Source organism: Persicobacter diffluens (assembly GCF_036244895.1).
Classification (GTDB): domain Bacteria; phylum Bacteroidota; class Bacteroidia; order Cytophagales; family Cyclobacteriaceae; genus Persicobacter; species Persicobacter diffluens.
In genome coordinates this window covers 3,387,271-3,412,106 of the sequence record NZ_BQKE01000001.1, presented here as the reverse complement: position 1 = coordinate 3,412,106, position 24,836 = coordinate 3,387,271, and the positions used below count along the sequence as shown (strand labels likewise).

Here is a 24,836-nt window from a genome sequence, read left to right as displayed (position 1 = left end):
CAATATTAGGGCTAATCGGTGCATTAGTCCTTTTTTTTACGTCTTGTCAAGATTCCATGAACCCCTCCGCGGGTTTTAATCCAGGTTTCGACCCGACCAAAACCAAGTATATTGAGATCACCATTCCCATTGATTTGTTTCGTTATGATTCTGTCCGTACTTCGGTGAATCAGGGACGGGCATTGGTGGGTTCCATTCAGGATGATGAATTTGGTAGCCAAAAGGCCACGGTTTATTCGATGATGAGAAGATCTTCCAGAATAATTCCTGAGGATGCTTCTTATGATTCCTTAACCCTGAATCTGAGTACCATTTATGGATATGGTGAAGTTTTTGACAATCCCATTCGCTTGGGACTGCATGAGCTGACCCAAACCCCGGATTCTACGGAACGACCTGACCGTAATTTTTATACTTTTGATGCGGTGCCTTATGAGGCAAACGCGATCATTAGTCGGAATTTGGTCATTGATCAGGAAGATAATACCAATGCGGTGGATACGACCTATTCTTTGAGAATGCCGGATGGTTTAGGTTTTTCTTTATTTTCTTATGCACAAGTGGAGCAGGAAGAATTGGAAGCCTTGCAGCAAACGGAATTCAGTAAAGACTTTCCAGGCTACGCCCTGGTAGATGAGGCCGGAACCACTAATGGAATGTTGGGCTTTAATTTGGACAACTCCGGTTTGTTGGTACATTACCACACGGCTACTGATACCGCCTTTGCGAGTTATTCCTTCTCTTACTTTAATACCGCTGATACCAGTTTCTTTGCCAACTTTACCGGCATGGCTCAGGATTACAGCCAGTCGGCTTATCCGGCACTTCAGGACACCATGCGTTTTATTCGGATTAATGGAGAGGGAGATTCCGGTGACGGTTATCTGAAAGCCGGAGCAGGCGTTTATGCAGTATTGAAAATGGATTCGCTGATGCAAAACTATTTGGATACGCTAGGCGATGGTAATGCGATTTTGGTAAATTCAGCGGAGTTATTAATTCCTTATGATGATACCGAGGTGACCGATGAGCAAAGGGTTCCAAATCCTATCCTCATTTATAAGGTAGATGAGGATTATAGGACCTTTACCTCAAATTTACTTCCTCTGGATAGCTTTGATCCTACTTTGGAAAACGCCGGAGATAATGTTGTACGGATGTCGCCCAATGAAAATAAGACTTATTATAAGACCCCATTAACCCGTTATATGCAGGCATTGATTACGGAACGAATGGAAGAGAAAAATAAGTTGATGTTGGTGCCTGCTCCATTTCATGACCAGCTCGAAGGCTTAAAGTTCTTCGGAGATGAGGTGATCATCAGGATGTATTATACCGTAGTAGAATAAAAAAAAGACCGTTTTTAAAACGGTCTTTTTTTTGTCTCCTATTCCTGCTTGGGTAGTTAAAGATACAGGAATTATGCGGGTGAAAGGGCGGAGAGACGGCCGATAATATAAAGGACAGTTCTCTATTTTCGAGCATTTTTAATGCCGGCAGATGTATTGGGAAAAGCATTGTTTATCCTTATTACCGCGCAAGGGGTTTTGTTGAAATGGGGTTAAAGAAGGGCTTGCTCTTTTAAGTCGAATTAATCACCGCCAGCTTTAGGGACTCCCCTTAAGCGGCTTATTTTTCGGCTCAATTAGTTTATGTTAACTAATTTTTTAATCGCCCAAATTGGGGCAAGCTTGCTTGCTCCTCATTCCTCTGCCGCCTTGTAAAAAGCTCGAAATAGGAAAGTATTCCTTCATTTTTCCCGCCTTGCAGCCAAGCGGGTATTCAAGCCTGCATCATTCGCTTTCATTTTCCTGTGAAATAAGTGCTTTTTAATATAGGGCATTAGTTTTTGTCTACGGAATGAAAGGGTTCCGTCCTTGGGAATAGGGTGGATAGGCGATGAAAGGCCATCCAATGCCTTCATGTTAGGTAATGATCAAAATTCCATTTTATCTACGGTGCTGCTCAGGCTAAATTCCCGTGGTAAAATCATCAATTATTTCAAAAATGGTTAAAATATGCCGCTCAGGGCTGTTTTTTTGATTGGGGAGGATAAGTTTAAAAAGGCTGAGGTGAGCGGTTTTTCCCCAATTGTGAAATTTTTTTGAAGTAAGTTATTAAATAATTTTGCAAAAATATTATCTTTATTTTGTGTTGCTGGTAGTAGTCTGACTAAATTAGGGCAGATTTATTACTGGATGAGGTATTTTTTGGGGATGTGTAGATAATGTACCTTATCTAAGAAATTGAAGAGAATTTAACCGCTGTACTGAATCTTTTTATTTCTAGGTCTTTATTTGATTAAATAAGCGATAATTCAGTATTTTTATAATAATTATTGCAAATCTACTATTTCCATGCGTAAAGGTATCGGACTGCATAAGGTAATTTCTTTCCTCCAAAGTTTTAGAGAGGAAAAGGGGATCGCACCATCTAATGGGAAGTACTTCTTACTGCCCAAGCTGGTGATTGCGACTAACCTTATGGTGATTATGCAATTATTCATCGACATCTTCTGGGGTGGGGAATCCTTTATCGTATATCACCTGGCTTTTTTGGTGCTGTTGTCTATCCCTTTCTATTTTTATCAGCGGAAGGAAGATGATCTGGCCCATGATATACTTTTCCTCATTCAAAATACCTATATCTTTTTGGGCTGTCAGTTAATGTCCAAGTCCACCGGCTTGGTCTATTTCTTTTTTCCTATAGTGGTGATGGTTTGCCTTACGCCCCGGGAAGAAAATGTATTGCCCTTTGTGGTAAAGCTATTGATCCCGATTATTTCATTGCTCTATTGTTCCTATACTTCCAGTATGCTTTCGGTCTTCAGTGCCATGGAGCATAGTGGTATTGAGTTAACGGCGCTTTGGATAAACCAGTGTCTGGCCATGTTAGTAACGGCGATGTTGGTTTACATCAAAGTGGATCAGGATAGGGAACGAACAGAGGAGCTGGAGGCCATGCTGGAAAAGAAAGTGGAGGCGGAGGAAAACCTCATTGAGCAGAAAGAGGAGTTGAGTCAGGTGAATACTAATTTGAATGAGCTGGTTTGCCATATGTCTCATAGTTTAAGAGGGCCGATTGCTTCTTTGACAGGTCTGCTTCAATTAGCAAAATATGAGGAGGAACTTACGGCAATCAAGAAATACCATCAAGAGTCTGAGATATTGGTTCAACGGGTGGATAATTTCATTAAAGAAGTGAACGCCTATCATATGGCGCAAAAAATCAGTAACAGTCGGGTGGGCTATATCTCTTTCCAGCAATTAATCCGCGAGGTGCATGAGCAGGGCAAGTTGAAAAACATCGCCATGAAAGATAAAATTGATTTCAATTTTAAACTGGAAATGCCGGACAGTATCAAACTGCCCATACTGGACATTGAAATCATCATTTATAATTTGGTGCAGAATGCGTTCAGGTTTCATGATCCTCAGAAACAAAATCCATTTGTTAGCGTGGAAATGCGACTAGAAGCCGGGCAAATCGTGATTAAAGTAGAGGATAATGGCGTGGGTATTCCTCAGGAATCACTGGATCACGTCTTTAAGATGTTCTATCGTGCAGATTATAGCATGATGAGTACAGGCCTTGGCTTAAACTTAGTGAAAAGAAGAGTGGATTCACTGGGCGGGCAAATTAAGGTAGATTCTAAGCTGGGAGAGGGCTCCCGATTTACAGTGGTGTTACCGGACAAATTTGTAAGCTATTTGGATTATGATGAAACCCGTTATCATGATTTGATCGGGAAGACTGACATTTATCGGGCGGAAGTCTCTTAATCCAGAGATCAGGGCTTTTTAAAATAAAGCTAGATCGGCCCTTCCAACCCATATGCTCAATCATTTCTTTGTTCTCGAAAAACGAAACAAAAAATCAAAAGCAGGTCAGGTAATGTGGAAGATTTTGCATTAAAAAGTCAATGCTGTAAAAGATAGTAATCAGATTAAAGACAAGCACTCAAATCAAATAGCTCCACATTGGTCTCCGGATCTTTCCTATTATTTGCCCAATGGTAGTTTTATGAAAAAACACCGTGCCCCGAATTAAGCACTGTCAGTTTCTGTTAATCTATTCCAAAGGCTTTTTACAATGTAGCTGGTTTTTTACGCTAATTATGCATGGCTAATCTATAGCGTTGCCCCAAAGTGCTTACCATCAATTCAATTCAGGTACTTTTTGTTTTTAATAGCCTAATTTGGCTAAGCTTGCCCCCTCCTTATTCATCTGCTTCATTGGAAAAAACTCGAAATAGGCACCTGTTTCTTCATTTTTCCCGCCATGCCACTAAACAAGGGTTTAAGCATGAAAAATACGACTTAAAATTTATAGCTTTGTCGTTCTATCTAAGACGAACATTTTGAAAATCTCCATTATTACGGTGGTTTACAATGCCGCTGATCTTTTTGAGCTGAGCTGGCAGAGTGTAAAATCCCAGACTTTTTCAGATTTTGAATATGTGGTGGTAGATGGTCATTCCAAGGATGGATTAGCCGATCGCCTGCCACAAATGCCTCATATTGACCAGTGGGTCTCTGAGCCTGATCAGGGTATTTATGATGCCATGAATAAAGGCTTAGAAATGGCCAAGGGAGAATTTGTGCTCTTTCTGAATGCCGGAGATACCTTTGCGTCCAATACCACTCTTCAGGAAATTTTCAATAGTGCCCCGGATGCTGCAGATGTGATCTATGGGGAAACCTTAATGGTGAATGATGCACGAGAAGTACAGGGTACGCGCTCGGCATTAACCAGCCGGCAATTGCCGGAAGACCTCACCGCTTCCTCATTTTTGAAAGGCATGGTGGTATCTCATCAGGCCTTTATCCCCAGAAGAAGTCTTTGTCCACCCTATGACCTGAATTATCGCCATAGTGCCGATTTTGACTGGTGTTTGAAGATTTTGAAAAAATCCCGCCTGAATTATAAAGTGGAAGCTCCCATTGCCCATTATCTTATTGGCGGGCATTCGGCCAATCACGTCCGGGAAAGTCTGAAGGAGCGATATGCTATTATGCAGAAGGAATTCGGGAATTGGTCAACCTGGAGGGCGCATTGGGTCGTAGCTTGGCGTGCGCTGAGAAGGAAATTGACAGGCCAACATAATAAATGGTAAAAAAAATCCGGAGCGATGAACTCCGGATTTTATTATTAATAAATTAGTGAGCTTCTAACCAGTTCTGCCCAACTCCCGCTTCTACTTCCAGCGGAACTTCGAAAGGTACTGCTTCCTGCATCATTCGGATCACCTGCGCCTTGACCAGTTCCAGTTCTTCCTTATGCACATCAAATACCAATTCATCATGTACCTGCATGATCATTTTTGATTTCAGCTCCTGTTGGCTCATCCAGTCATGAATATTGATCATGGCTTTTTTAATGATGTCTGCCGCTGATCCCTGAATCGGGGCATTGATGGCATTTCGCTCGGCAAAACCACGAACGGTTGCATTTCTGGAGTTGATATCCCTTAAATAGCGTCTGCGGTTCATGATGGTTTCCACATAGCCGGACTCCCGGGCATCATTCACCACCTTATCCATATAGGTTTTCACAGCCGGAAACTCCTCAAAGTAAGCCTTGATAATGGAAGAAGCTTCACCCCTTGGAATGTTCAGGCGTTCTGCCAAACCAAAGGCCGAGATTCCATAAATAATTCCGAAGTTGGCGGTTTTCGCTTTTCTTCTCATATCGCTGTCCACTTCTTCCGGGGATACCTTAAATACTTTGGCGGCGGTGGCACGGTGAATATCTTCCCCATTTTTAAAGGCCTCAATCATATGGGCATCCTTAGCAAAGCCAGCCATAATGCGCAGCTCAATTTGGGAGTAATCCACCGCCAGTATTACATGGTCCTCCTGTCTTGGAACAAATGCTTTTCGAATTTCCTTTCCTCTGGACGTACGGATCGGAATGTTTTGTAAGTTCGGATTGGTAGAGCTCAAGCGGCCCGTAGCCGCTACGGCCTGACGATAGGAGGTGTGAATCAGTCCTTCGGCATCAATCAATTCCGGTAGGGCATCGACATAGGTAGATTTTAGCTTGTTCAGCTCGCGGAACTCCAGAATCAGGGCGCATATTTCATGCTCCCGGGCCAGTTTGGAAAGAATTTCCTCCCCTGTCGCATATTGGCCGGTCTTGGTCTTTTTCGGTTTTTCGACCAATTTCATTTCCTCAAAAAGAATAACGCCTAACTGCTTTGGGGAAGCAATATTAAATTCCTTACCTGCCAGTTCATAAATGCGTTTTTCAATTTGCTGGCTCTCATTGCCCAGAATGTCTGACAGTTCTCCAAGGGTTTCGGTATTCACTTTCACACCATTGGCTTCCATATCCGCCAGTACCCTGACCAATGGCATTTCCAACTCGTCCATAAGAGGCTGAACACCGCCCTCCTGGAGCTGAGGTGTAAAAAACTGTTTCAATTGCAGGGTAATGTCGGCATCTTCTGCCGCATAATCTACCCTTTTTTCTACCGGTACCTGAAGGAAAAGATTGTCCTTGGCTTTATCCTTTTCTTTTCCGGTCAACGATTTAAAAGAAATGGGTGTGTAATTCAGATAATCCTCAGACATGGCATCCATGCCGTGTTTGCCTTCCGGAGATAGTAAATAATGCGCAATCATGGTATCGAAAAGCGGCCCTTTCAACTCCAGATTATATTTGCGCAATACCAGCATATCGTATTTGATGTTCTGGGCAATCTTTACAATTTCCTCTGCTTCAAAAACGGCACGGAAATCGTCCACCACTTCCTGCGCTAATTCGGGCGCATCATCCGGAATGTGTACATAGTAAGCCTCATTGGCATTATAGGCAAAAGAGATTCCGCAAAGTTGGGCCTGGAAAGGGTTTAAGGAGGTGGTCTCTGTATCGAAACAAACTTCTTTTTGCTTTAATAAATATTGGCATAAGGATTCCCTCTCCGCTTTGGAGGCAATCATATGGTAATTTTTCTTTTCCAGTTCAAAACGGCTCTTCTCCTGCGGAACTGTAGCTTCCTTGGCCGCGGGAGCGTCGAAAAGCGAAGGTTGTACCGCCTTTTTCGCTACTTTTTTCGGGCTGCTGGCTGCACTTCCCCCACCAAACAAGTCCATTTGCCCCTGGGCATTGACATTGGATGCAGTAGAAGTTTTAGGAGCTGAAGCCTCTTCACCAAATACCCTTTTTTTCAGGGTACGGAACTCCATCTCATCAAAAATCTCCCCTACTTTTTCCTTATTAGGTTCATTGTGCTCCAGTTCCTTTTCATTGAATTCAATTGGAACGGTAGTACAGATGGTGGCCAGTTTTTTTGATAAAAGGGCCAGTTCTTTATTGGCTTCCACCTTTTCTTTGGCTTTGCCTTTCAGCTCATGTGTATTTTCAAGCAAGCCTTCTACCGATCCGTATTTCTGTAAATACTTCACGGCTGTTTTGGGTCCCACTCCCGGAATACCCGGAATATTATCAGAGGCATCTCCCATAAGTCCCAGCAGATCAATGACCTGGTCTACATTGGCGATATCAAATTTTTTCAATACCTCCGGAATGCCCAAAATATCCACCCCATTGCCCATATAGGCGGGTTTATACAGAAAGACATGTTCTTCCACCAATTGAGCATAATCCTTATCCGGCGTCATCATAAACACCTCAAAATCTTCTTTTGCCGCTCTTTTGGCCATGGTGCCGATCACATCATCGGCCTCAAAACCCTGCACTTCCAACACGGGAATGTTAAAGGCTTTTACCAAATCCTTGACGATCGGAATGGAAAGTTTGATGTCTTCAGGGGTTTCCTGTCGCTGGGCCTTGTACTCCGCATATTCTTCATGACGGAAGGTAGGGCCCGGTGGATCGAAAGCGACTCCGATGTGTGTCGGTTTTTGGTTGCGGAGAATATCCAGTAGTGTATTAGTGAATCCCAGGACTGCTCCGGTGTTAAATCCTTTAGAGTTTATTCTGGGGTTTTTACTGAAAGCGAAATGCGCCCTGTAAATCAAGGCCATAGCATCCAGCAGGAATAATTTTTTTGAAGGCATGCTCCTGTAGGGGTGTTTAAAATTTCGATTTTATAATTATGGCAATATACCAAATTTTGAGAGGCGGAAGAAAGGATTGAAGAAATGGAATTCTGTGATAAAGATGAATATCATTTCAGGCTAAAAAATGATGACAGTAACGCTTGTAAATCAAACCTTTTGAAATAGTTTTGCGCAAATTTTTCACAGCATTAAAACGTATTAATGAAATCTCTAAAAAACTTGAGAGTCTATGCAATCATGTCTTTAGGCGCATTTTTGCACTGCTTGGGTTGGTCAGCTTTTATTATCCCTTTTAAAATATCCAGTGGTGGATTGACAGGGGTGTCTACCGTAATTTTTTACGCTACTGAAATTCCGGTGGCCTTTTCTTATTTTTTGATCAATATCGCCCTGATTGGTTTAGGGGTGAAAGTGCTGGGCCCGCGCTTTGGATCGAGGACATTATATGGGGTGGTATTGTCTTCCCTGTTGTTTTATATATTTCCGGAATATGTATTTCATGAGCCCCTGGTAGATGATATTTTCTCAGCAGTTGTGGTGGGTTCGGCCATTTCGGGAACGGGTATTGGCTTGGTGTTATCACAGGGCGGTAGTATGGGCGGAACGGACATTATCGCCATGATTATCAATAAATACCACAATGTGTCTCCGGGGCGCATCCTTTTATATTGTGATATCTTAATCATCTTTGCCTCCTATCTGGTGCTTCGAAAAGTGGAAGCGATTGTTTATGCCGGAGTGATTATGTTTGTGATTTCCTATGTGGTGGATTTGGTGTTAACCGGAGAAAAGCAATCTGTACAGGTGATGGTTTTCTCAGAGCGGGAGGAATTAATAGCCGAGGAGATCAGCAGGAAGTTTAATCGTGGCCTTACAATTATTCATGGAAGGGGACATTTTACCAAAAAGGATCGACAGATTTTGATGATTATGGCCCGAAAGCATGAGGCCAATACTTTATTGAGTTTAATTACCAAGGCCGATCCGGAGGCCTTTATCTCAGTGGGGAAAGTAATGGGAGTTTATGGTAAGGGATTTGAATCCTTCAGAAGATAAAAAAAGGCGGCCGCTTGGTCGCCTTTTTTGTTGACAGGAATAATGCTTAGCCCGAATTATTTCTGCTGCGATTCAGTAAATCTGTTTGGTGGAGCCTGAGCGCACCACCATCATTTTGTTGTCTTGATTAACACTCCAAATAGGGAACCATTCCCTTTTTTTCCTGCCCTAAGGCCGTAATAGATAATTTTGTTTAGGGTAGAATAAGCTGATCTACCATTTGGATAATGCCATTGTCGGCTTTCATGTCCTTTTCTAAAATGTTGGCCCCCCCGACAGTGATATTATTGCCGGAGCCACTAACATCCAGGGTGTTGCCCAATAAGTTGGTTACACTACCGGCTTTGGCCATGTCTTTGGCATCCACACTGCCTGAAAGGACATGGTTTTTCAGTATGTCAGTCAGCATTTCCTTATTGTCCGGGTCGAGTAATTCCTGAAATTTGGTATTCCCCAAAGCGGCAAAGGCATTATTACTCGGAGCGAGAATAGTAAGCGGATCTGCTCCTGAAAGCAAACCACTGATGCCCGCTGCCTGTGCCAAAGTCATAAATTTGGAAAGTTTTGGATTTCCCTGAGCAAGGGCAAGTAAACTACCGGCAGATCCCGTCAATCCCCCGACAGAAGAGCAGGAAGAAATGAGGAGCAACACGGATAAGATGGGCAGGCAAATGAGTCTCTTGAAATTCATGTAGGTTTTATTAGGTTGGAAATAATACAGATGTGTATTCTTGTGGTTAACTTGCCTGTGCAGGATAGGTTTTATGCAAATCCTTTAAATTTTTGTGAAATTTTACGAATTGTAATTTTAGATGGCTACCAAGGCGCAGTGGTGTTTTTTTGATCGCTCCGGAGAGCGCAGAGCAAACGGATCTCCGGTTAAGGTGAATTTGTTCAAGGAAGATACGGCTCTTCTGTTCTCCTCCTTTAAGTTTGTGTTTGATAAGGCAATGGTACAACTGCCCCGATGCAAAAGAACGGAAATGGTTCATTTGATGGTCAGCCTGTTAAAATGGATTGGCGTACCGGTACTTTGGTATTATGGGGATTACGGCAGCTGGTTCTGGAACCTTACCTTTGCCGTTCTTCCGGTAGGTTTTTTGGCATTAGTGGTGCAGTTAATCGCCCGGATTCGCCCAAAAGCCTATTATATCTTCAGTCCTCTTTTGTTTTGGGAACTTGCGGCCTATCTGATTCCTGCTTATTATTTCACCAATCAAATTTTGGACAGGTGGTATCTGTCTAATAAGGATTTGGCCCTGACTATTTTGTTGGGGATGGGAATTAGTCAGCTGGGCCTGGCCATAATGCGGCAGTTTCACTGGCCTCTGGAGCAAAAGGTTTTGGGTGGACATTACCCCAGATTGCTACAAAAGATGGAGGAAGGTTTTGCGATAGGACCAAATCCTTTCATTCACTCTTTTTTAGGATTATTCTGGAAAGCCTATAAGTGGTTTGTTTAGATGTTGATATTCAGGGCTTTTAATAATGAAATATTTAGCCTGAATATGATTTTATTGTGGGTATTTTCGTTTTTATCAGTGTTCGTGATTCTTATGATCAATTAAAACAGCATGAAAATGAAAAATATCAAAGTCCTGATGCTTAGTCTGCTGACGATGCTCCTGTTCGTATTTTCGGCACCAAAAGCCGTTCAATATAAAGTGGATCCCTCCCAAACCAAGGTGAAATGGATCGGGCAAAAGGTGACCGGAGAGCACTATGGATCGGTAAATATAACAACGGGTTTCTTATCCGTGGAGGAGGGTGTAATAACAGGAGGGACGTTTTCTTTGGACATGACCTCCATTGTGGTGGAAGACCTGGGTGGGATGATGAAGAAAAAGCTGGAGAAGCATTTAAAGTCAGAAGATTTTTTTGGAGTAGAAGCGCACCCCACCGCCAAATTTGTGATCACTAAAGTTTATCGGCAGGGAAAAGAAAAAAATGAATATAAGGTGGTGGGTAATTTGACCATTAAGGGCATCACGAAAGAATTGAAATTTCCGGCGGTCGTGGAGGTGGATAAAGAGAGTCTGAAAGCCAAAGCGACGATTACTGTAGACCGAACCGAATTCAATGTGCGCTATGGTTCCGGTAGTTTTTTTGATGATTTAGGGAATAAAACCATTTATGATGAATTTATTCTGGAAGTGGAACTAAGCGCAAAAGTGTCTGCCTGAAAACATAAAGCTCCAAGTCGGAGCTTTTTTTGCCTCCTGATTCGTGTAGGTACAATTAATTTCTTAACTTTTAATTAAGCTTATCGGCTTTGAGTGAGGGGTTTGTGGATTTTTTTTCCTCTTTCTTCTTTTTTTACTCATTTCTTGTAACTTTGCTGATACAATTGATGTATAAACAACAATAATTAATACAAACAAATTTAACCATGAAATCAATTAACAAATCTCTGTTGAATGTAGCGGCAGTTTTGATGATCGCATTAGTGACCTTCGCATTTAAAGGTGCAGAAAAACAATATGCTGTAGAAGTGGCCAAAACGAATGTAAAGTGGACAGGAGAAAAAGTGACTGGTAGTCATTGGGGAACGGTAAAGGTGAAAGAAGGCACGTTGTCTATGGACGGAGATCAGTTGTCAGGAACCTTCATTTTAGATATGACTTCTATTGACGTGAAGGATTTGGAAGGAGAATACAAAGGGAAGCTGGAGGGCCACCTGAAGTCTGAGGACTTTTTTGGTGTGGAGAAATACGAGACTTCTAAATTTGAAATTATCAAGGCTTATCGTCAGGGTAAAGAGAAGAATGAGTATAAAGTCGTGGGTAAATTGACGATTAAAGGCATTACTAAAGAGATCAAATTCCCAGCGACTATTGATGCTGATAAAAACGTACTGACTGCGAAAGCAACGGTTAAAGTTGACCGTACTGAGTTTGACATTCGTTACGGTTCCGGTAGCTTCTTCGATAATCTAGGGGACAAAACCATCTATGATGAGTTCACTTTGGATATTGATTTGAGCGCTAAAGCAGTTGCTGGATAATATTACAATCAATTTATACTTAATTTTGGGGAGCACGGGTCTTTTTGATTCGTGCTTTTTTTTGACTGGAAACAATCCTGACTCAGGGGTATCCATGCCAATGCATTATGAAGGAGGTAGACTTACTACAGCTCCCCTTATGTGTTTGATCTAAGCCGAATTATTCACCGCCAGATTCAGGGGTTTGCTTTAATTAGTTAATTATCAATATAGTACATTCGTGTCGACTGATTTTTTTATAGCCCAAATTTGGGCAAGCTTGCTTTCTCCTCATTCATCTGCTTCGTTGGAAAAAACTCGAAATAGGAAAAATTCCTTCATTTTTCCCGCCTTGCAGCTAAACGAGGATAAAAGCATGAATAATCCGGGTTAAAGCGCATTATCGTTGCACCCCTATCAGGGTGTAATACGCTGTAATCCCATAAATCGCGCTCATTATGTCATTGGTCCCAAAAATAGCCTCAATAGCTTTCTGGAGCATCTTTAATGGCTCGTCCGAATTGATTAGAGGCTTGATTTTATATCGGTTCAAAATGAAAAAAAGTAAACCTTCGGTAAAAGATAAGGGTGTAAATTCATTCTAAACGACCCTAGTGGCCAACTTCCGGTAAGTCCGCTACACTGGTAATCATAAAAAAATCGAATGCTGCGGGCGCTGTTGCCTGAAAAATTGGGCCGACTAAAAAGCGTCTCTGTGATTTGCTTCCGGACAAAAAAAGGAGGTCAGGCATTACCTGACCTCCTTTAAGTTTTATTAATGGAGGAAGTTTAGAAAAGATTATCCAGAATCTTCTTCGCTTCATCTTTTACATCTTTTTTCTGCTCTCTATCCTCCTGTCTTTTTTCAGAGGAGGTCTTGGTGGTAATGGATTCGGTGCCGGCCAGTTTATAAGTCGGCTTATCATAGTTACCGCCAATGTCAAATTTAAAGCGCATTGCATCCGGAACGGCCTTGGTGTTGCCGCCTAATAAACCGGAGATGACCTTGTTGGCCTCATCGCCCAGTCCACCTGTCGGAACGACTACACTCATTTTGTAATCCAAAGACTTATCAAATCCATTACTACCCTGAATAGTTGCGGTGTACTCTCCAATCTGAACATCGAAAGGCTGTACCTTCACCCGACCATTCTCAATTTTGGTGGACATAATCACATCTTTCAGGTCGATGGTTTTATTCGAAGAACTGAATCCGGAAATAGATGATATACCCTGCACCAAACCGGAATTGTTCACAGATGCTTGATTGATTTTAATATCTCCCCCACCATTCAGCGCATCAAAATTCGGCGTCATATCCTGCAGGAGGCTGCCCTTCATGGCGAATTTGGTATTGAATTTACCATTCATATTTTGCGCTACCGGTGCTGCCGCTCTTACAGTATTCAGAGATTTGTAAGCCTGAGGAATGTCAATATTGCTCATGTCAAAGTCGAAATCGAAGGTCGGATTTTTTGGGTTAGCACTGTTGTAGGCGCCTTTTAAAGCAATTTGCCCGCCCATGGTGTTAAAGGTGACCCCTTCCATGGAGGCAATGCCATTTTTCAAAATGATCTTTCCTTTCAGGTCCGTCAGCGTCATTTCATCATAAATGGTTTCTTTAATATTGGCATTGAGGACCATATTAATGTTTTTGGGGATTTCCACTATCCCTTCTGCTGTTTCCGGATCTTTGGTCTCGGCTTTTCCTTTTTCCTCCTCGGTTTCTTCAACCATAAACTGGTTCAAGTTAAAGCGTTTACTGGTAAAGTTGATGTCGCCGGTCAGGGTTTCATCTTTCAGGGCATAGGCCAGATAGTTTTTTAGCTTACCATTTAACGCAATATCACTATTGCCCACTTTGCCGGTCATGCCGGAAAGGGTGATGGTTTTAGGGGTAAAATTAGCCTCTGCATTGGCAATGCGTAAGCCCTGTGGCAGGTCGGCATCTGCATAGAATAAATTCGCCAGCGTAACTTTTCCGCTGGTGGGTAATTTATCATAGGCTTCCGCTTCCAGGTCCGACATTTTTCCTTTGGTCACAATGTCGGCATAAATCTTTCCACTCAGTTCCATGCTGTCCAGCTGGAAAGCTTTGGCCATCGTAGCCAAATCAATATTACCTTTGGCTTTCACATCCCAGCTTGGGTTGTTGAAGTTTTGAATGAGCATGGAAGCGTCAAATACTTCTTTCTCCATGGTCATTTTGAAGTCATTCACCTTTAGGAAGGCGGTGCTCATTTTACCTTCCGGGCTTTTCAGTGCAGCATTGAAGCCGACATTCTTTACCGGAATCGGGAAATCAGCCGTCTGGAAATAGCCATTGGCTAAACTCATGCTTCCATCCAGCTTCGGAATGGTATTGGTCAGACTGTCGTAATACCCGTCTGCTGAGATGTCGACTTTGTAAATTCCTTTCATGGTTAGGCCTTCCTGATGGGCCAGATCACTCAAATCGGCCAGGTCAATGGTGCCTTTCAAATTACCTTCAATGTTGTATTTTTTTAAATCCTTTACCAACAATTTGGCGTCTATCGGATTTTTACCCAGGTCCATATGGAATTTGGGGATATTCACACTGGTGTTTTCAATGATGCCATCCTTATTTTCAATTTCCATAGCCATATTCAGATTGCGGATGGCAGTAGGTAAATCCGGATATTGTATTTTTCCGTCTTCCACATTCACGCTTAAGCCAAAAGCAGGCATTTGATTGTCATTAAAAATGCCTTTGGCGTGACCGTGAATGTCAAATTCACCATCGGACTTAAATCCTTCCAGATCCTTCATGAATTCTTCCGGAATAAGGGATAAAACGGCTTTTAAAGAATTGTCTTTTGAGGCGAAAGTCAGATCCATCTCAATATCTTCTGCCGGCATGGCCACATAACCATCAAAGCCCAGAGCGAGCTCATTCAGCCGAAGGGTGTTCTCCTTAAAAGTAAATTTCATATGCGGAAGGTTAATGTTGATGGTAGCATCTGCTTCCAAAGCTCTTTTGTGCAAATACTCGGTGCCTTCCATGGCAAAGCTCATCTCTCCGATTTGGGTATGAGATGACAAGTCGAAAATGTCCTGATCAAAATCACCTTCTCCCTGATGTTGCAAGCCATCAATCACCAGGTGCATCTGACTGCCAAAATCGTCATAGCTTAATTTACCATCGATAATCTCCCAATGATCAATGGAAAAAGAGGCGCCACTTCCCCCGCTGGATTCTTCAGGGCGTTCTTCAACAGCGGTTTCATCACTTTTGGCAATGTCATAATTGGCGCTGCCGTCTTTTAATACTTTCACACGGATATCCGGGCGATCCAGAATAATTTCATTTAAGGCAATGGAACCACTCAGCACGCTGCCTACATTAACAGACAGGCTGAACTCTCCGATTTGGGCGAGGGTGTCCTGCTCAAAAGGAGCGTGTCCCACCACTCCAAAATCTCCCATGCTTACCGTCAGGTTGGGGAAATCTTTGAAGAAGGAAAGGGAAAATTGTTCGGAATCGTAATATACATCCGCATTTAAATTTTCATCTAAAGCCGTATTTACGGCAGATTCAATTTTTCCTTTTAGTAAGAATGGGGCAATGGCCAAGGCCAGTATCAGTAGCACAAATAGGGTGCCCAGACCAATAAGAAACTTTTTCATTTTGAAAGGGAAATAATTGGTTTGTCGGGATTATAGCGAACAATGTACAATAAATTGAGCGGAAAAAATGAGAAATTAGAAAGAAATCGACCGGTTTTTAAGTAATCTTTAATCCGTTAATTGGAAAAACAGAATTCCTCTGATATTGAAATATTTTTATAATCGACTATAACTTGTCTTTAATCCATGACGTCTTTTTCCTTAGAGTTAAATCCATAAATCAATTTTACATAAAAGCCCAACCAAAATGAAAACCAAAGCCCTTGCCCTGAAAGATTACATCATTGATATTCGACGGAAAATTCATGCTAATCCGGAACTGGGATATCAGGAATATGAAACGGCAAATCTGGTGGCAGGAGAATTGCGAAAACTGGGCTTGGAACCCCAAATGGAGGTGGCCAAAACCGGAGTGGTCGCGGAGTTTAGAAAAGGGGCCGGGCCATTGATTGCGCTTCGGGCAGATATGGATGCTCTGCCCATTCAGGAAGCCACCGGACTACCTTTCGCTTCTCAAATACCGAATGTTTCTCATGCTTGTGGCCATGATGCGCATACCGCCATGTTGCTGGGCGCTGCACAAATATTGAAAGAAGAAGAATTTGAGGGTGGAATCCGATTGATTTTCCAGCCGGCAGAAGAAAATAATTATGATGATCCTGATCGTTTTTCGGGGGGAGAGCGCATGGTGAAGGAAAATGTGATGGAGGGCGTGGATTATGCAGTGGCCTTGCACCAGGTGCCGATGATGCCTTCAGGCATGATGAGCCTGACGGACGGCCCGGTAATGGCGGCGGCAGATGTGTTTACCATAGTAGTGGAAGGCAGGGCTTCCCATGGAGGACTATCTCCTGAAATGGGTGTGGATGCAGTATATGTCGCTGCACAAATTATCAATAATCTGCAGGCCATTGTAGCACGAAATATATCCCCAACGGAAAGCGGAGTGGTGTCTATCGGAACCATTGAGGGTGGATTTGCACCTAATGTGATTGCTGATAAAGTGGTGTTAAGGGGCACATGCCGTGCTTTAAGTCAGGAATCTATGGCGTATATCCGGGAGCGCATTCAGACGATTATTCAGCAAACCGCCGGTATGCATGGCGCGAAGGCTTCTTATGAAATTACGCAACATTATGACGTAACTGAAAATCACCCGACCCCGACTAAAGTGGGCCGAGCAGTGGCTAAGGAGTTACTGGGAGAGCAGGCCATTATTGCTTTAGGGCCGAATATGGGGGCGGAAGATTTTTCTTTCATGGCACAGGCAGTGCCTTCAGTTTTTGGATTGTTGGGTACTCAGATTACGCCTGAGGTCTCTTATTCCCTTCACCATCCCAGGATGAATTTGAATGAGGACATGCTTCCACTCGGAACCGCATGGCTGGCACAGACTGCCCTGGAACTGATGAAAGGCTAAAATAAGCATAAATTATTCGTCGTTAGACTCAGGGAGATAACTCAAAAGTTTCATAATTAGCACATTACTTTTGGGTTTGCTGATTTTTTGATAGTCCAAATTGGAGCAAGCTTGCTTTCTATTCATTGTTCTGCTTCCATGGAAAAAAACGAAACAGGGAGACGATGCCTTGATTTTTCCCGCCTTGCAGCTAAAGGAGGAGGTGCGCTTGAGTAATCAGAGTCAAAAAAAGGGCGGAAAAATCCGCCCTCAAAGAATCCATTTATGGATTAGGTTCACCGCCATGCGGTAGGTTATTGTTTGAGGTCATGTTTTACACGGTGATGCACTTCTTCCTGCTTACCATTATTGAAGCGATCACGGTAGTTGCCGGTGATATAGCCGGTTACTCTTCTTAATTTCATTAGTTTATCGGATCCGCAGGAGGGACAGGTGTCTTTAAACAGGCCCTTATCTCCGCATTCCAGGCATTCATCATATGGAATATTCATGGCGAAATAGTATACGCCGGCCTCCATAGCGTGTTTGATTACTGGCAGGAGTATCTCCGCATTTTCGCTGATATCAGAGTTTAATTCCACATAAGTGATTGACCCTCCGGTGCAGTAATTGTGAAAAAAGGCTTCTTTTTCCACCTTCTCAATCGCATCCAGTGAATGCCATACCGGAATATGAAATGAGTTGGTGATATAGTCCTTATCACTCACATTTTTGATTTCCCCATATTGCTTTTTCAATAGCTTCGCGAATTTATGACAGAGCGATTCGGCCGGGGTGGCATATAGCGAGAGATTCAGATTGGTTCTTTCGGCATGTCCGCTGACTTTCTCATACAGGAACTGAATGATTTGCTGCCCTTTTTCATAGGCCTGGGCATCTTCTCCATGGTGTTTGCCCATCAACACAATCAGGGTTTCCGCCAGGCCAATAAAGCCTACCGCCAGCGTACCACTGTTTAAAGTATCCCCGATGCGGTCATTATCTGCCAGCTTGGCGCCCCCCTTCCAAGTGTCATTGCGATACATGAAGGGAGCAGATTTGGCCAGCTGTTTTTTCTGCCATTTCAGTCTCTCCGTCAACATGTCCACGCCGGTGTCTACCATTTCGGAAAGTTTTCCGAAGAAATTCTCCCAAAGCTCTCCTTCTTCCATTTTGCTTACCTCAATGGCCAGCTTAGGGAGGTTAATGGTAATAGGACTCAGATTTCCCCGACCAGATTTTCCATTAGATCCATGGCGGTTGACCCCGTTTCGGGTGCGGCACCCCATGGTAGCCGCTTCTTCATCCGGATTTTTAGCTTGGTATACTTCCGCATCTACATTCACATAGTTTGGATAAACCCGCTTGGTAGTACACTCGATGGCTAAATTTAATAAATCTGCATTGCGTCCGTTTTCATCAGAAACGCCTTTCTTGTATTTCCAGATTTGGATCGGGAAAATGGGTGTGGAAAATTCTTTCCCTATTCCTTTAAGAGTGGAGCGTAGCATGGATTCAATGACCAAGCGGCCTTCCGGTGAGGTATCGGTTCCGTAGTTGATGGAAACGAAGGGCAATTGGTTTCCTGCCCGGGATTCCAGATGATTCAAATTGTGGATTAGCGCCTCCGCCGCCTGAAAAGCCTCTTCGCGGGTTTTGTTCAGCGCATAGGCGTAAGCATTGGGATACGCTTTTTCCAGTTCCTCATTTTCCATGCGAATTTCCAGTGTTTCTTCGGCAAATATGCCCAGAAGCTCCGCCGCATTGGCAAAATGTTTTTTAAACGATAGCCCGATGAAGGGTGCCATATCGTAATCAAATTTGTTGGACGCAATTCCTCCAAACTGGCAGTTGGACTGGCACTGGAAGATTACGGCCACCAACTGCATGGCGGAACGGATGGAACGAGGCGGACGCATGGAACCATTGCTGGTGTAAATGGGGCGGCTCATTAAGTCTCCCAGATCCACGAACATGCAGTTCTGCATGCCCACAGCATAGGAGTTAAAGTCATGGAAGTAGATCCAGCCCTCTTCATGCATCTTGATGTGTTTCTTTGGAATCAGGAAGTTTTTCGCATATTCCTTGGATACCTCTGAAGACATGCGCGTCAATTTGGCCGTGAAGACGTGCTCTGGCATATTGGCATTTTCATTCTCAATATTGGAGAGGTTAATGGCCTCATCTGCAAATTTGAGAATCATGCTATCAGTTTGGCGGGATACCGCTCTTATTTTTCTGTATTCGATATAACTTCTTGCTATTTCATATTCATTATGGTACATCAAACGGTCTTCCACCAATCGCTCAATATCATAGACCGAAAGGTATTGGTAATTAGAAGAGGAAATCTGACTTTGCACTTCATTGGCGATGTTTTGTGCAAAGGATGAGCTTGCGCCGGCTTTTCCGACTGCGATGGAAATTCTGTTCATTTCAAAGGGTTCCACGGCCCCGCTTCGTTTGATGACATTCATGAATAATCGTTTTTTTGGGTAGGAAGAATTAAGTAGGCAGTTTTAATTTCAATAATCTGCGCCGGCAAAAGGCAAGGTAAAATCACCTGGTGAGCTGATAATTGTTAGGGAAGTGGATTAAGGGGTTGTTTTTCAGTGGCTTGAAGGTTGTTTTTTCGTTAGCGGGGAGGCTCCGTATTTAAAAAGTGATAAAAGGGAGCTCTTGATTGGTTGATTATTGAACTAGAAGCGGGGTGAATTTTTTTTAAGTGCAATTGCGGCTTGTAGTAGGAAAAATCCCGTATATATATGAAAATTGTTAGTGAATCTATAATGGGTGCAATAATTGACTTGTTTCCAATGGCTTCTTCATTCTTTATCACAACTAAACTCAAATGATGAATAGAATACTGTTTTTCGGATTTTTTTGTCTGCTTCCGCTTTTTTCTTTTGCCCAAGTAGAAATATCTCCCATGGTCGGTTACCAGTTAGGAGGAAGTATTGATTTCTGGGAGGGGAAATTCAAAATTAATGATCAGGTAAATTATGGACTTCAGCTGGCTTATCCCATACGGGAAGGTATGGCGGTGGAGTTGTCTTATACCCGTATGGATACCGATGCAGAATTCCGGGCTTATCGGGGTGGATTTGAAGACCGCTCTTTTGATCTGGCAGTTCAGTATATTCAGTTGGGAGCGGTTCGGTCTTTTGGACAGGGACCGGCAGAACCCTTTGTGTTGTTGAATGCCGGTGCAGGCTGGGCCTCTCCAAAGGTGAATGATATTGATGATGAATGGCGGTTTTCGGTCATGTTTGGCGGAGGCCTGAAATATTGGTTCAATGATCAGATGGCCCTGAAGTTTCAGGCGCGGATGATGATGCCGCTATACTTTGCCGGTGGAGGAATTTATGGGGGGATAGGCACTGGCGGACCCAGCGCAGGTGTGAGTGTCGGAAGCACGGCCATCATGGTGCAGGGGGATTTCTCTCTGGGACTCAGCATTCGTTTAGGGCAATAAACTAAAGCCCGATTATTCTCCGCTAATTTCAGAAAGTAGCGCTAAAGGGTTTATTAAGGGGTTGTTTTGGGTGATTTCACTGATTTATTCATCGCCCAAATGTGGGTAATCGTGCTTGCTCCTCATTCATCAGCTTCCTTGGGAAGAGCTTGAAATAGGCAAAATTCCTTCATTTTCCCGCCTTGCAGCTAATTGAGTATTGAAGCAGGGGTAATTCGAGTTAAAAAGATTTTGAAAAAGTAAGGAACCTCTGGGCTACAGCTGGTTCCTTTTTTTGATTGGGGGGAATGGTTTCATTCTTGAAGCCATTTGTTATCTTTGTTGATTGGTGCTGACATTAAGAACTATGCCTAAGAAGAAAGCTGTTGAATCAAATGGCTTCGATCAAACCGGTCACAGCCATGTGGCGGTTTACGGAGCCCGCGAACATAACCTGAAAAATATAGACGTAAAATTTCCCCGCAATAAAATGGTGGTCATTACCGGTGTGAGTGGAAGTGGAAAGTCTTCTCTTGCCTTTGATACCATCTATGCAGAGGGGCAGCGCAGGTATATGGAGAGCTTTTCGGCTTATGCCCGCTCGTTTATGGGCGGTATGGAGCGTCCGGATGTGGATAAAATCGAGGGCCTGAGTCCGGTGATTTCGATAGAGCAAAAAACAACGGCGCGTAACCCAAGGTCCACCGTAGGAACCACCACGGAGGTATATGATTTCCTTCGATTGTTGTATGCCCGTGCTTCTGAGGCTTTTTCTTATCTCACCGGTAATAAGATGAGCAAGCAGTCCGAGGATCAGATCATTGATCAGATCATCAGGGCTTATGAGGGAAAGAAAGCCATCTTGTTGGCTCCGGTAGTGAAAGGCCGTAAAGGGCATTATCGGGAATTGTTTGTGCAGATCCGGAAATTAGGCTTCACCAAAGCCCGTATTGATGGCGAGATTATGGATCTGGAGCCTAAAATGCAGGTAGATCGGTACAAAACTCATGATATTGAAATTGTGGTGGATCGCCTGAAGGTGGCCGAAAAAGACCGTTTTCGCCTGGCTCAGTCGGTAAAAGTGGCCATGCAGCATGGTAAAGGATTGATTTTCCTGCAGGATGAGGAGGGAGATATTCATTATTTCTCTAAAATGCTTATGGATCCGGCTTCCGGCCTGGCTTATGATGAGCCCGCACCAAATTCCTTTTCCTTTAACTCCCCTTACGGTGCCTGTCCGAAATGTAACGGACTAGGCGTGATTGAGAAGTTTACCCAGGACTCTATTATTCCTGATGAAAGCCTTAGTATTAGTCGTGGAGGTATTGCTCCTTTGGGAGAATATCGGGATACCTGGTTCTTTAAAAAAATCGATGCCATCCTCAAGCGCAACGATTGTAAGGTAAGTACGCCGATCAAAGACATCCCCAAAGAGGTGATGGATAAAATTTTGAACGGGGATGATGAACCGGTTCCGGTAGCTTCCAAAAAATATCCGGGCACGGAGTGGAATACCAAATTTGAAGGCGTATATAAATTGCTTTCGCAAATTATGGATCAGGGCACTGAGAAAATGCAGGCCCAGGTCAAGGATTTTGTCGCAAGAAAAACCTGCCCGGAATGTGAAGGGAGTCGCTTAAGAATTGAATCCCGACATTTTCTGATTGATGGGAAGAATATTTCTCAGCTGGCCGAAATGAGCCTGAAACAATTGGGCGAATGGCTGGTAGGTCTGGAAGATCGCCTGAATGATCGTCAAAAAGTTATTGCCACTGAAGTTCTAAAGGAAATTCGTAAGCGATTAGGCTTTTTATTAGATGTGGGTTTGTATTATTTGACATTGAATCGCCCCCTGAAGACTTTGTCCGGAGGGGAAGCACAGCGTATTCGACTGGCCACCCAAATTGGTACCCAGCTGGTCGGGGTGATGTATATATTGGATGAGCCGAGTATTGGGCTGCATCAACGGGACAATGAAAAACTGATCAACTCATTGAAATCCTTACGTGACGTGGGGAATACTGTCGTGGTGGTAGAGCATGACAAGGACATGATGCTCGCCTCGGATTATGTGCTGGATATTGGTCCGGGTGCAGGTCGACACGGTGGACAGATTGTAGCCGAAGGTGCCCCTGAAGAATTATTGAAACAAAGATCCAATACTTCGGATTACCTCAGCGGGAAAAATGAAATTGCCATTCCTGAAAAAGTGAGAGAAGGGAAAGGGACTTTCCTGTCGCTTAAAGGAGCAAAAGGGAATAATCTGAAGAATGTGTCCGTTGATTTCCCATTGGGAAAAATGATTCTGGTTACCGGAGTTTCAGGTTCCGGTAAGTCTACCCTGATTCATGAGACCCTCTACCCTATTTTGAGTAATCATTTTTATCGCTCTCATAAAGAGCCGATGCCTTATGATTCTATTGATGGATTGAAGGAAATCGATAAGGTCATTGAGGTGGATCAGTCTCCGATCGGAAGGACGCCTAGATCTAACCCGGCTACTTACACCGGGGTTTTTACCGATATACGAGCATTGTTCTCCGCATTACCGGAGGCGAAGATTCGGGGCTATAAGCCGGGACGTTTTTCCTTTAATGTGAAAGGCGGAAGATGCGAGACCTGTGAAGGGGCCGGTATGAAACTGATTGAGATGGACTTTCTGCCGAATGTACATGTTCATTGTGAAACCTGTAAAGGAAAAAGATATAACAGAGAAACACTGGAGGTCCGATTTAAAGGGAAGTCCATTTCGGATGTTCTGGACATGACGGTATCCCAGGCCGTGGAGTTTTTTGAAAATCAACCTAAGATTTTAAGGAAAATCAAAACGCTGGAGGAAGTGGGACTTGGTTATATTTCCCTGGGTCAGCATGCGACCACCCTTTCCGGGGGAGAAGCCCAGCGAGTGAAGCTGGCCACAGAACTTTCCAAAAGAGATACAGGGAAGACGTTCTATATTCTGGATGAGCCCACTACCGGGCTGCATTTTCAGGATATCCAGCACCTGTTGGATGTTTTGAATAAACTGGTGGATAAAGGAAATACCGTCTTAGTGATTGAGCATAACCTGGATATGGTGAAAGTAGCGGACCATGTGATTGATCTCGGGCCTGAAGGCGGGGCTGAAGGTGGAACCATTATCGCTACCGGAACACCACAGGAGATTGCACGGAAGCGGAAATCTCACACAGGCCGATTCCTAAAAGCAGAGCTTTAGCCGATTGAACTACCGTCAGTCTCAGGAAACCACGAAATGGACTAATTATAAGTTCGTTAGGAATGGTTTTCCTGGATTTTTAATAGCCCATATATGGCTAGGCTTGCTTTCTCCTCCTTCATCTGCTTCCTTGGAAGTTAACGAAATGGGAAAAATTCCTTCATTCTTCCTGTCTTGCCGGTAAACGAGGATTTAAGCATGGTTCATTCGGCTTAAATAAAAAACGCCCTGCCTTTTACTAAAAGGGCAGGGCTATTGTCATTCAAAATTATCAGAAAAAAGCTTACATGAGCATATAATAAGCGTCCCCATCAATTTGGGTAATAAAAAATGCATGTTTTAATAATGGTCGCATGGCAGGGTGATCTTCCAATGCTTTCAAATCCTCCGTCTCCTCACTTCTGATGATATCCCCGAATGCATTGATCAAAATGAATTTGTGGTGATCGGCAAAAAGTTCCAATTCAACATTTTCTTCCATCCATTCCGGTTCATTACCGGGTGCTTTTGCGTAATTTTCATTTTCTACAAAAGCTGTTGCAGAATTTAAAAGGAAGATGTTGAAAATTGCGAATAATGTAATTTTTAAACCTTTCATAGCCTTGAAATTTAAAAATGGCCACTTATTAGATCTTTATATTTGTAAATATATAAAATCGAACGGAATAAAGTGCTTTTGGGTTAAGTAAGTTTGATGTAATATTTTTTACGAAAATCAATTTTTTAATAAAAATAGAGGTGAGGGAATGGCGCTTATTCGCTGGTTGTGGATCGCAAATGGTTTAAACTTAGTCGAATGTTGAGGGCGGCTTTTTGCGTTTCTGACAATTGTCATGCTTTGGCTTTTGTAGATGATTTTGAGCCCGGGTAATAAAATGTTGCTTTTCCACTGAATTGAGAATAATGATTTTAAAGTTGATGGAGGGGCGAGAGACCAGTGGGTAAACCTGAATTTTTTGCCGATAAATTTAGTAGGTCTAGATAATAGGGTTGCTGTCAGTTTATTGTATTGGAGGTCGCTGATTTTTTTATGCGCAAATTGGGGTAAGCTT

15 protein-coding genes are annotated in these 24,836 nt (G+C 43.2%); 10 read left to right on the top strand and 5 right to left on the bottom strand.

All coding sequences use genetic code 11. The annotated features are described in order from the left end of the window. The first annotated feature begins 56 nt into the window (after positions 1–56). The 3 genes from AAA970_RS14055 to AAA970_RS14045 all read left to right on the top strand — a co-directional run bounded on the left by AAA970_RS14055 (position 57) and on the right by AAA970_RS14045 (position 5,116). Positions 57–1,349: a DUF4270 family protein gene (locus tag AAA970_RS14055; RefSeq protein ID WP_338237560.1), complete on the top strand. Its 1,293-nt coding sequence runs from the start codon at positions 57–59 to the stop codon at positions 1,347–1,349. 1,008 nt (positions 1,350–2,357) lie between these two features. Beyond that, complete coding sequence (locus AAA970_RS14050; RefSeq protein WP_338237559.1) at positions 2,358–3,782, top strand: sensor histidine kinase; 1,425 nt, start codon at positions 2,358–2,360, stop codon at positions 3,780–3,782. Positions 3,783–4,360: 578 nt separating this feature from the next. Further along, complete coding sequence (locus tag AAA970_RS14045) at positions 4,361–5,116, top strand: glycosyltransferase family 2 protein (RefSeq protein ID WP_338237558.1); 756 nt, start codon at positions 4,361–4,363, stop codon at positions 5,114–5,116. A gap of 43 nt (positions 5,117–5,159) precedes the next feature. Here AAA970_RS14045 and polA read toward each other — a convergent pair whose 3' ends face one another. Then, a complete protein-coding gene (gene polA, locus AAA970_RS14040; RefSeq protein ID WP_338237557.1) occupies positions 5,160–8,024 on the bottom strand; it encodes a DNA polymerase I in 2,865 nt (954 codons plus the stop codon). Between the two features lie 204 nt (positions 8,025–8,228). Here polA and AAA970_RS14035 point away from each other — a divergent pair, with 204 nt between their 5' ends. Continuing rightward, positions 8,229–9,083: a YitT family protein gene (locus AAA970_RS14035; protein ID WP_338237556.1), complete on the top strand. Its 855-nt coding sequence runs from the start codon at positions 8,229–8,231 to the stop codon at positions 9,081–9,083. Positions 9,084–9,276: 193 nt separating this feature from the next. On the opposite strand, the gene AAA970_RS14030 is transcribed toward AAA970_RS14035, so the two are convergent. After that, positions 9,277–9,774 carry a fasciclin domain-containing protein gene (locus tag AAA970_RS14030; RefSeq protein ID WP_338237555.1) on the bottom strand — a complete coding sequence of 166 codons (498 nt, stop codon included), beginning with the start codon at positions 9,772–9,774 and terminating at the stop codon, positions 9,277–9,279. A 121-nt stretch (positions 9,775–9,895) separates the two neighbouring features. Here AAA970_RS14030 and AAA970_RS14025 point away from each other — a divergent pair, with 121 nt between their 5' ends. From AAA970_RS14025 to AAA970_RS14015, 3 genes are all read left to right on the top strand, one after another. After that, positions 9,896–10,546 carry a hypothetical protein gene (locus tag AAA970_RS14025; protein ID WP_338237554.1) on the top strand — a complete coding sequence of 217 codons (651 nt, stop codon included), beginning with the start codon at positions 9,896–9,898 and terminating at the stop codon, positions 10,544–10,546. A gap of 117 nt (positions 10,547–10,663) precedes the next feature. Beyond that, positions 10,664–11,266: a YceI family protein gene (locus AAA970_RS14020; protein ID WP_338237553.1), complete on the top strand. Its 603-nt coding sequence runs from the start codon at positions 10,664–10,666 to the stop codon at positions 11,264–11,266. A 206-nt stretch (positions 11,267–11,472) separates the two neighbouring features. Then, positions 11,473–12,087, top strand: coding sequence for a YceI family protein (locus tag AAA970_RS14015; RefSeq protein WP_060684867.1), 615 nt, complete (start codon positions 11,473–11,475; stop codon positions 12,085–12,087). A gap of 768 nt (positions 12,088–12,855) precedes the next feature. Here the strand turns inward: AAA970_RS14015 and AAA970_RS14010 are convergent. Beyond that, complete coding sequence (locus tag AAA970_RS14010; RefSeq protein ID WP_338237552.1) at positions 12,856–15,714, bottom strand: AsmA family protein; 2,859 nt, start codon at positions 15,712–15,714, stop codon at positions 12,856–12,858. Positions 15,715–15,961: 247 nt separating this feature from the next. Between AAA970_RS14010 and AAA970_RS14005 the strand changes: the two genes are divergently transcribed. Next, entirely contained in the window at positions 15,962–17,134 is a 1,173-nt protein-coding gene (locus tag AAA970_RS14005) for a M20 metallopeptidase family protein (protein WP_338237551.1), read from the top strand. A gap of 293 nt (positions 17,135–17,427) precedes the next feature. Here the strand turns inward: AAA970_RS14005 and nrdD are convergent, their stop codons facing one another. Next, complete coding sequence (nrdD, locus tag AAA970_RS14000) at positions 17,428–19,590, bottom strand: anaerobic ribonucleoside-triphosphate reductase (RefSeq protein ID WP_338237550.1); 2,163 nt, start codon at positions 19,588–19,590, stop codon at positions 17,428–17,430. A 374-nt stretch (positions 19,591–19,964) separates the two neighbouring features. Between nrdD and AAA970_RS13995 the strand changes: the two genes are divergently transcribed. Then, a complete protein-coding gene (locus tag AAA970_RS13995) occupies positions 19,965–20,588 on the top strand; it encodes an outer membrane beta-barrel protein (protein ID WP_338237549.1) in 624 nt (207 codons plus the stop codon). A gap of 346 nt (positions 20,589–20,934) precedes the next feature. Beyond that, entirely contained in the window at positions 20,935–23,784 is a 2,850-nt protein-coding gene (uvrA, locus tag AAA970_RS13990) for an excinuclease ABC subunit UvrA (protein WP_338237548.1), read from the top strand. Between the two features lie 283 nt (positions 23,785–24,067). Here uvrA and AAA970_RS13985 read toward each other — a convergent pair whose 3' ends face one another. Further along, the gene (locus AAA970_RS13985; RefSeq protein WP_338237547.1) at positions 24,068–24,382 is read right to left on the bottom strand and encodes a hypothetical protein; all 315 of its coding nucleotides are present in this window, start codon (positions 24,380–24,382) and stop codon (positions 24,068–24,070) included. Positions 24,383–24,836: the final 454 nt, after the last annotated feature.

What these genes read in the sequence shown, in the direction of transcription:
- nrdD (WP_338237550.1), bottom strand. Translation starts at nt 19,590, where the DNA reads ATGAATGTCATCAAACGAAGCGGGGCCGTGGAACCCTTTGAAATGAAC.
- AAA970_RS13985 (WP_338237547.1), bottom strand. Translation starts at nt 24,382, where the DNA reads ATGAAAGGTTTAAAAATTACATTATTCGCAATTTTCAACATCTTCCTT.
- AAA970_RS13995 (WP_338237549.1), top strand. Translation starts at nt 19,965, where the DNA reads ATGATGAATAGAATACTGTTTTTCGGATTTTTTTGTCTGCTTCCGCTT.
- AAA970_RS14005 (WP_338237551.1), top strand. Translation starts at nt 15,962, where the DNA reads ATGAAAACCAAAGCCCTTGCCCTGAAAGATTACATCATTGATATTCGA.
- AAA970_RS14055 (WP_338237560.1), top strand. Translation starts at nt 57, where the DNA reads ATGAACCCCTCCGCGGGTTTTAATCCAGGTTTCGACCCGACCAAAACC.
- AAA970_RS14035 (WP_338237556.1), top strand. Translation starts at nt 8,229, where the DNA reads ATGAAATCTCTAAAAAACTTGAGAGTCTATGCAATCATGTCTTTAGGC.
- AAA970_RS14030 (WP_338237555.1), bottom strand. Translation starts at nt 9,774, where the DNA reads ATGAATTTCAAGAGACTCATTTGCCTGCCCATCTTATCCGTGTTGCTC.
- uvrA (WP_338237548.1), top strand. Translation starts at nt 20,935, where the DNA reads ATGCCTAAGAAGAAAGCTGTTGAATCAAATGGCTTCGATCAAACCGGT.
- AAA970_RS14020 (WP_338237553.1), top strand. Translation starts at nt 10,664, where the DNA reads ATGAAAAATATCAAAGTCCTGATGCTTAGTCTGCTGACGATGCTCCTG.
- AAA970_RS14025 (WP_338237554.1), top strand. Translation starts at nt 9,896, where the DNA reads ATGGCTACCAAGGCGCAGTGGTGTTTTTTTGATCGCTCCGGAGAGCGC.
- polA (WP_338237557.1), bottom strand. Translation starts at nt 8,024, where the DNA reads ATGCCTTCAAAAAAATTATTCCTGCTGGATGCTATGGCCTTGATTTAC.
- AAA970_RS14050 (WP_338237559.1), top strand. Translation starts at nt 2,358, where the DNA reads ATGCGTAAAGGTATCGGACTGCATAAGGTAATTTCTTTCCTCCAAAGT.
- AAA970_RS14015 (WP_060684867.1), top strand. Translation starts at nt 11,473, where the DNA reads ATGAAATCAATTAACAAATCTCTGTTGAATGTAGCGGCAGTTTTGATG.
- AAA970_RS14010 (WP_338237552.1), bottom strand. Translation starts at nt 15,714, where the DNA reads ATGAAAAAGTTTCTTATTGGTCTGGGCACCCTATTTGTGCTACTGATA.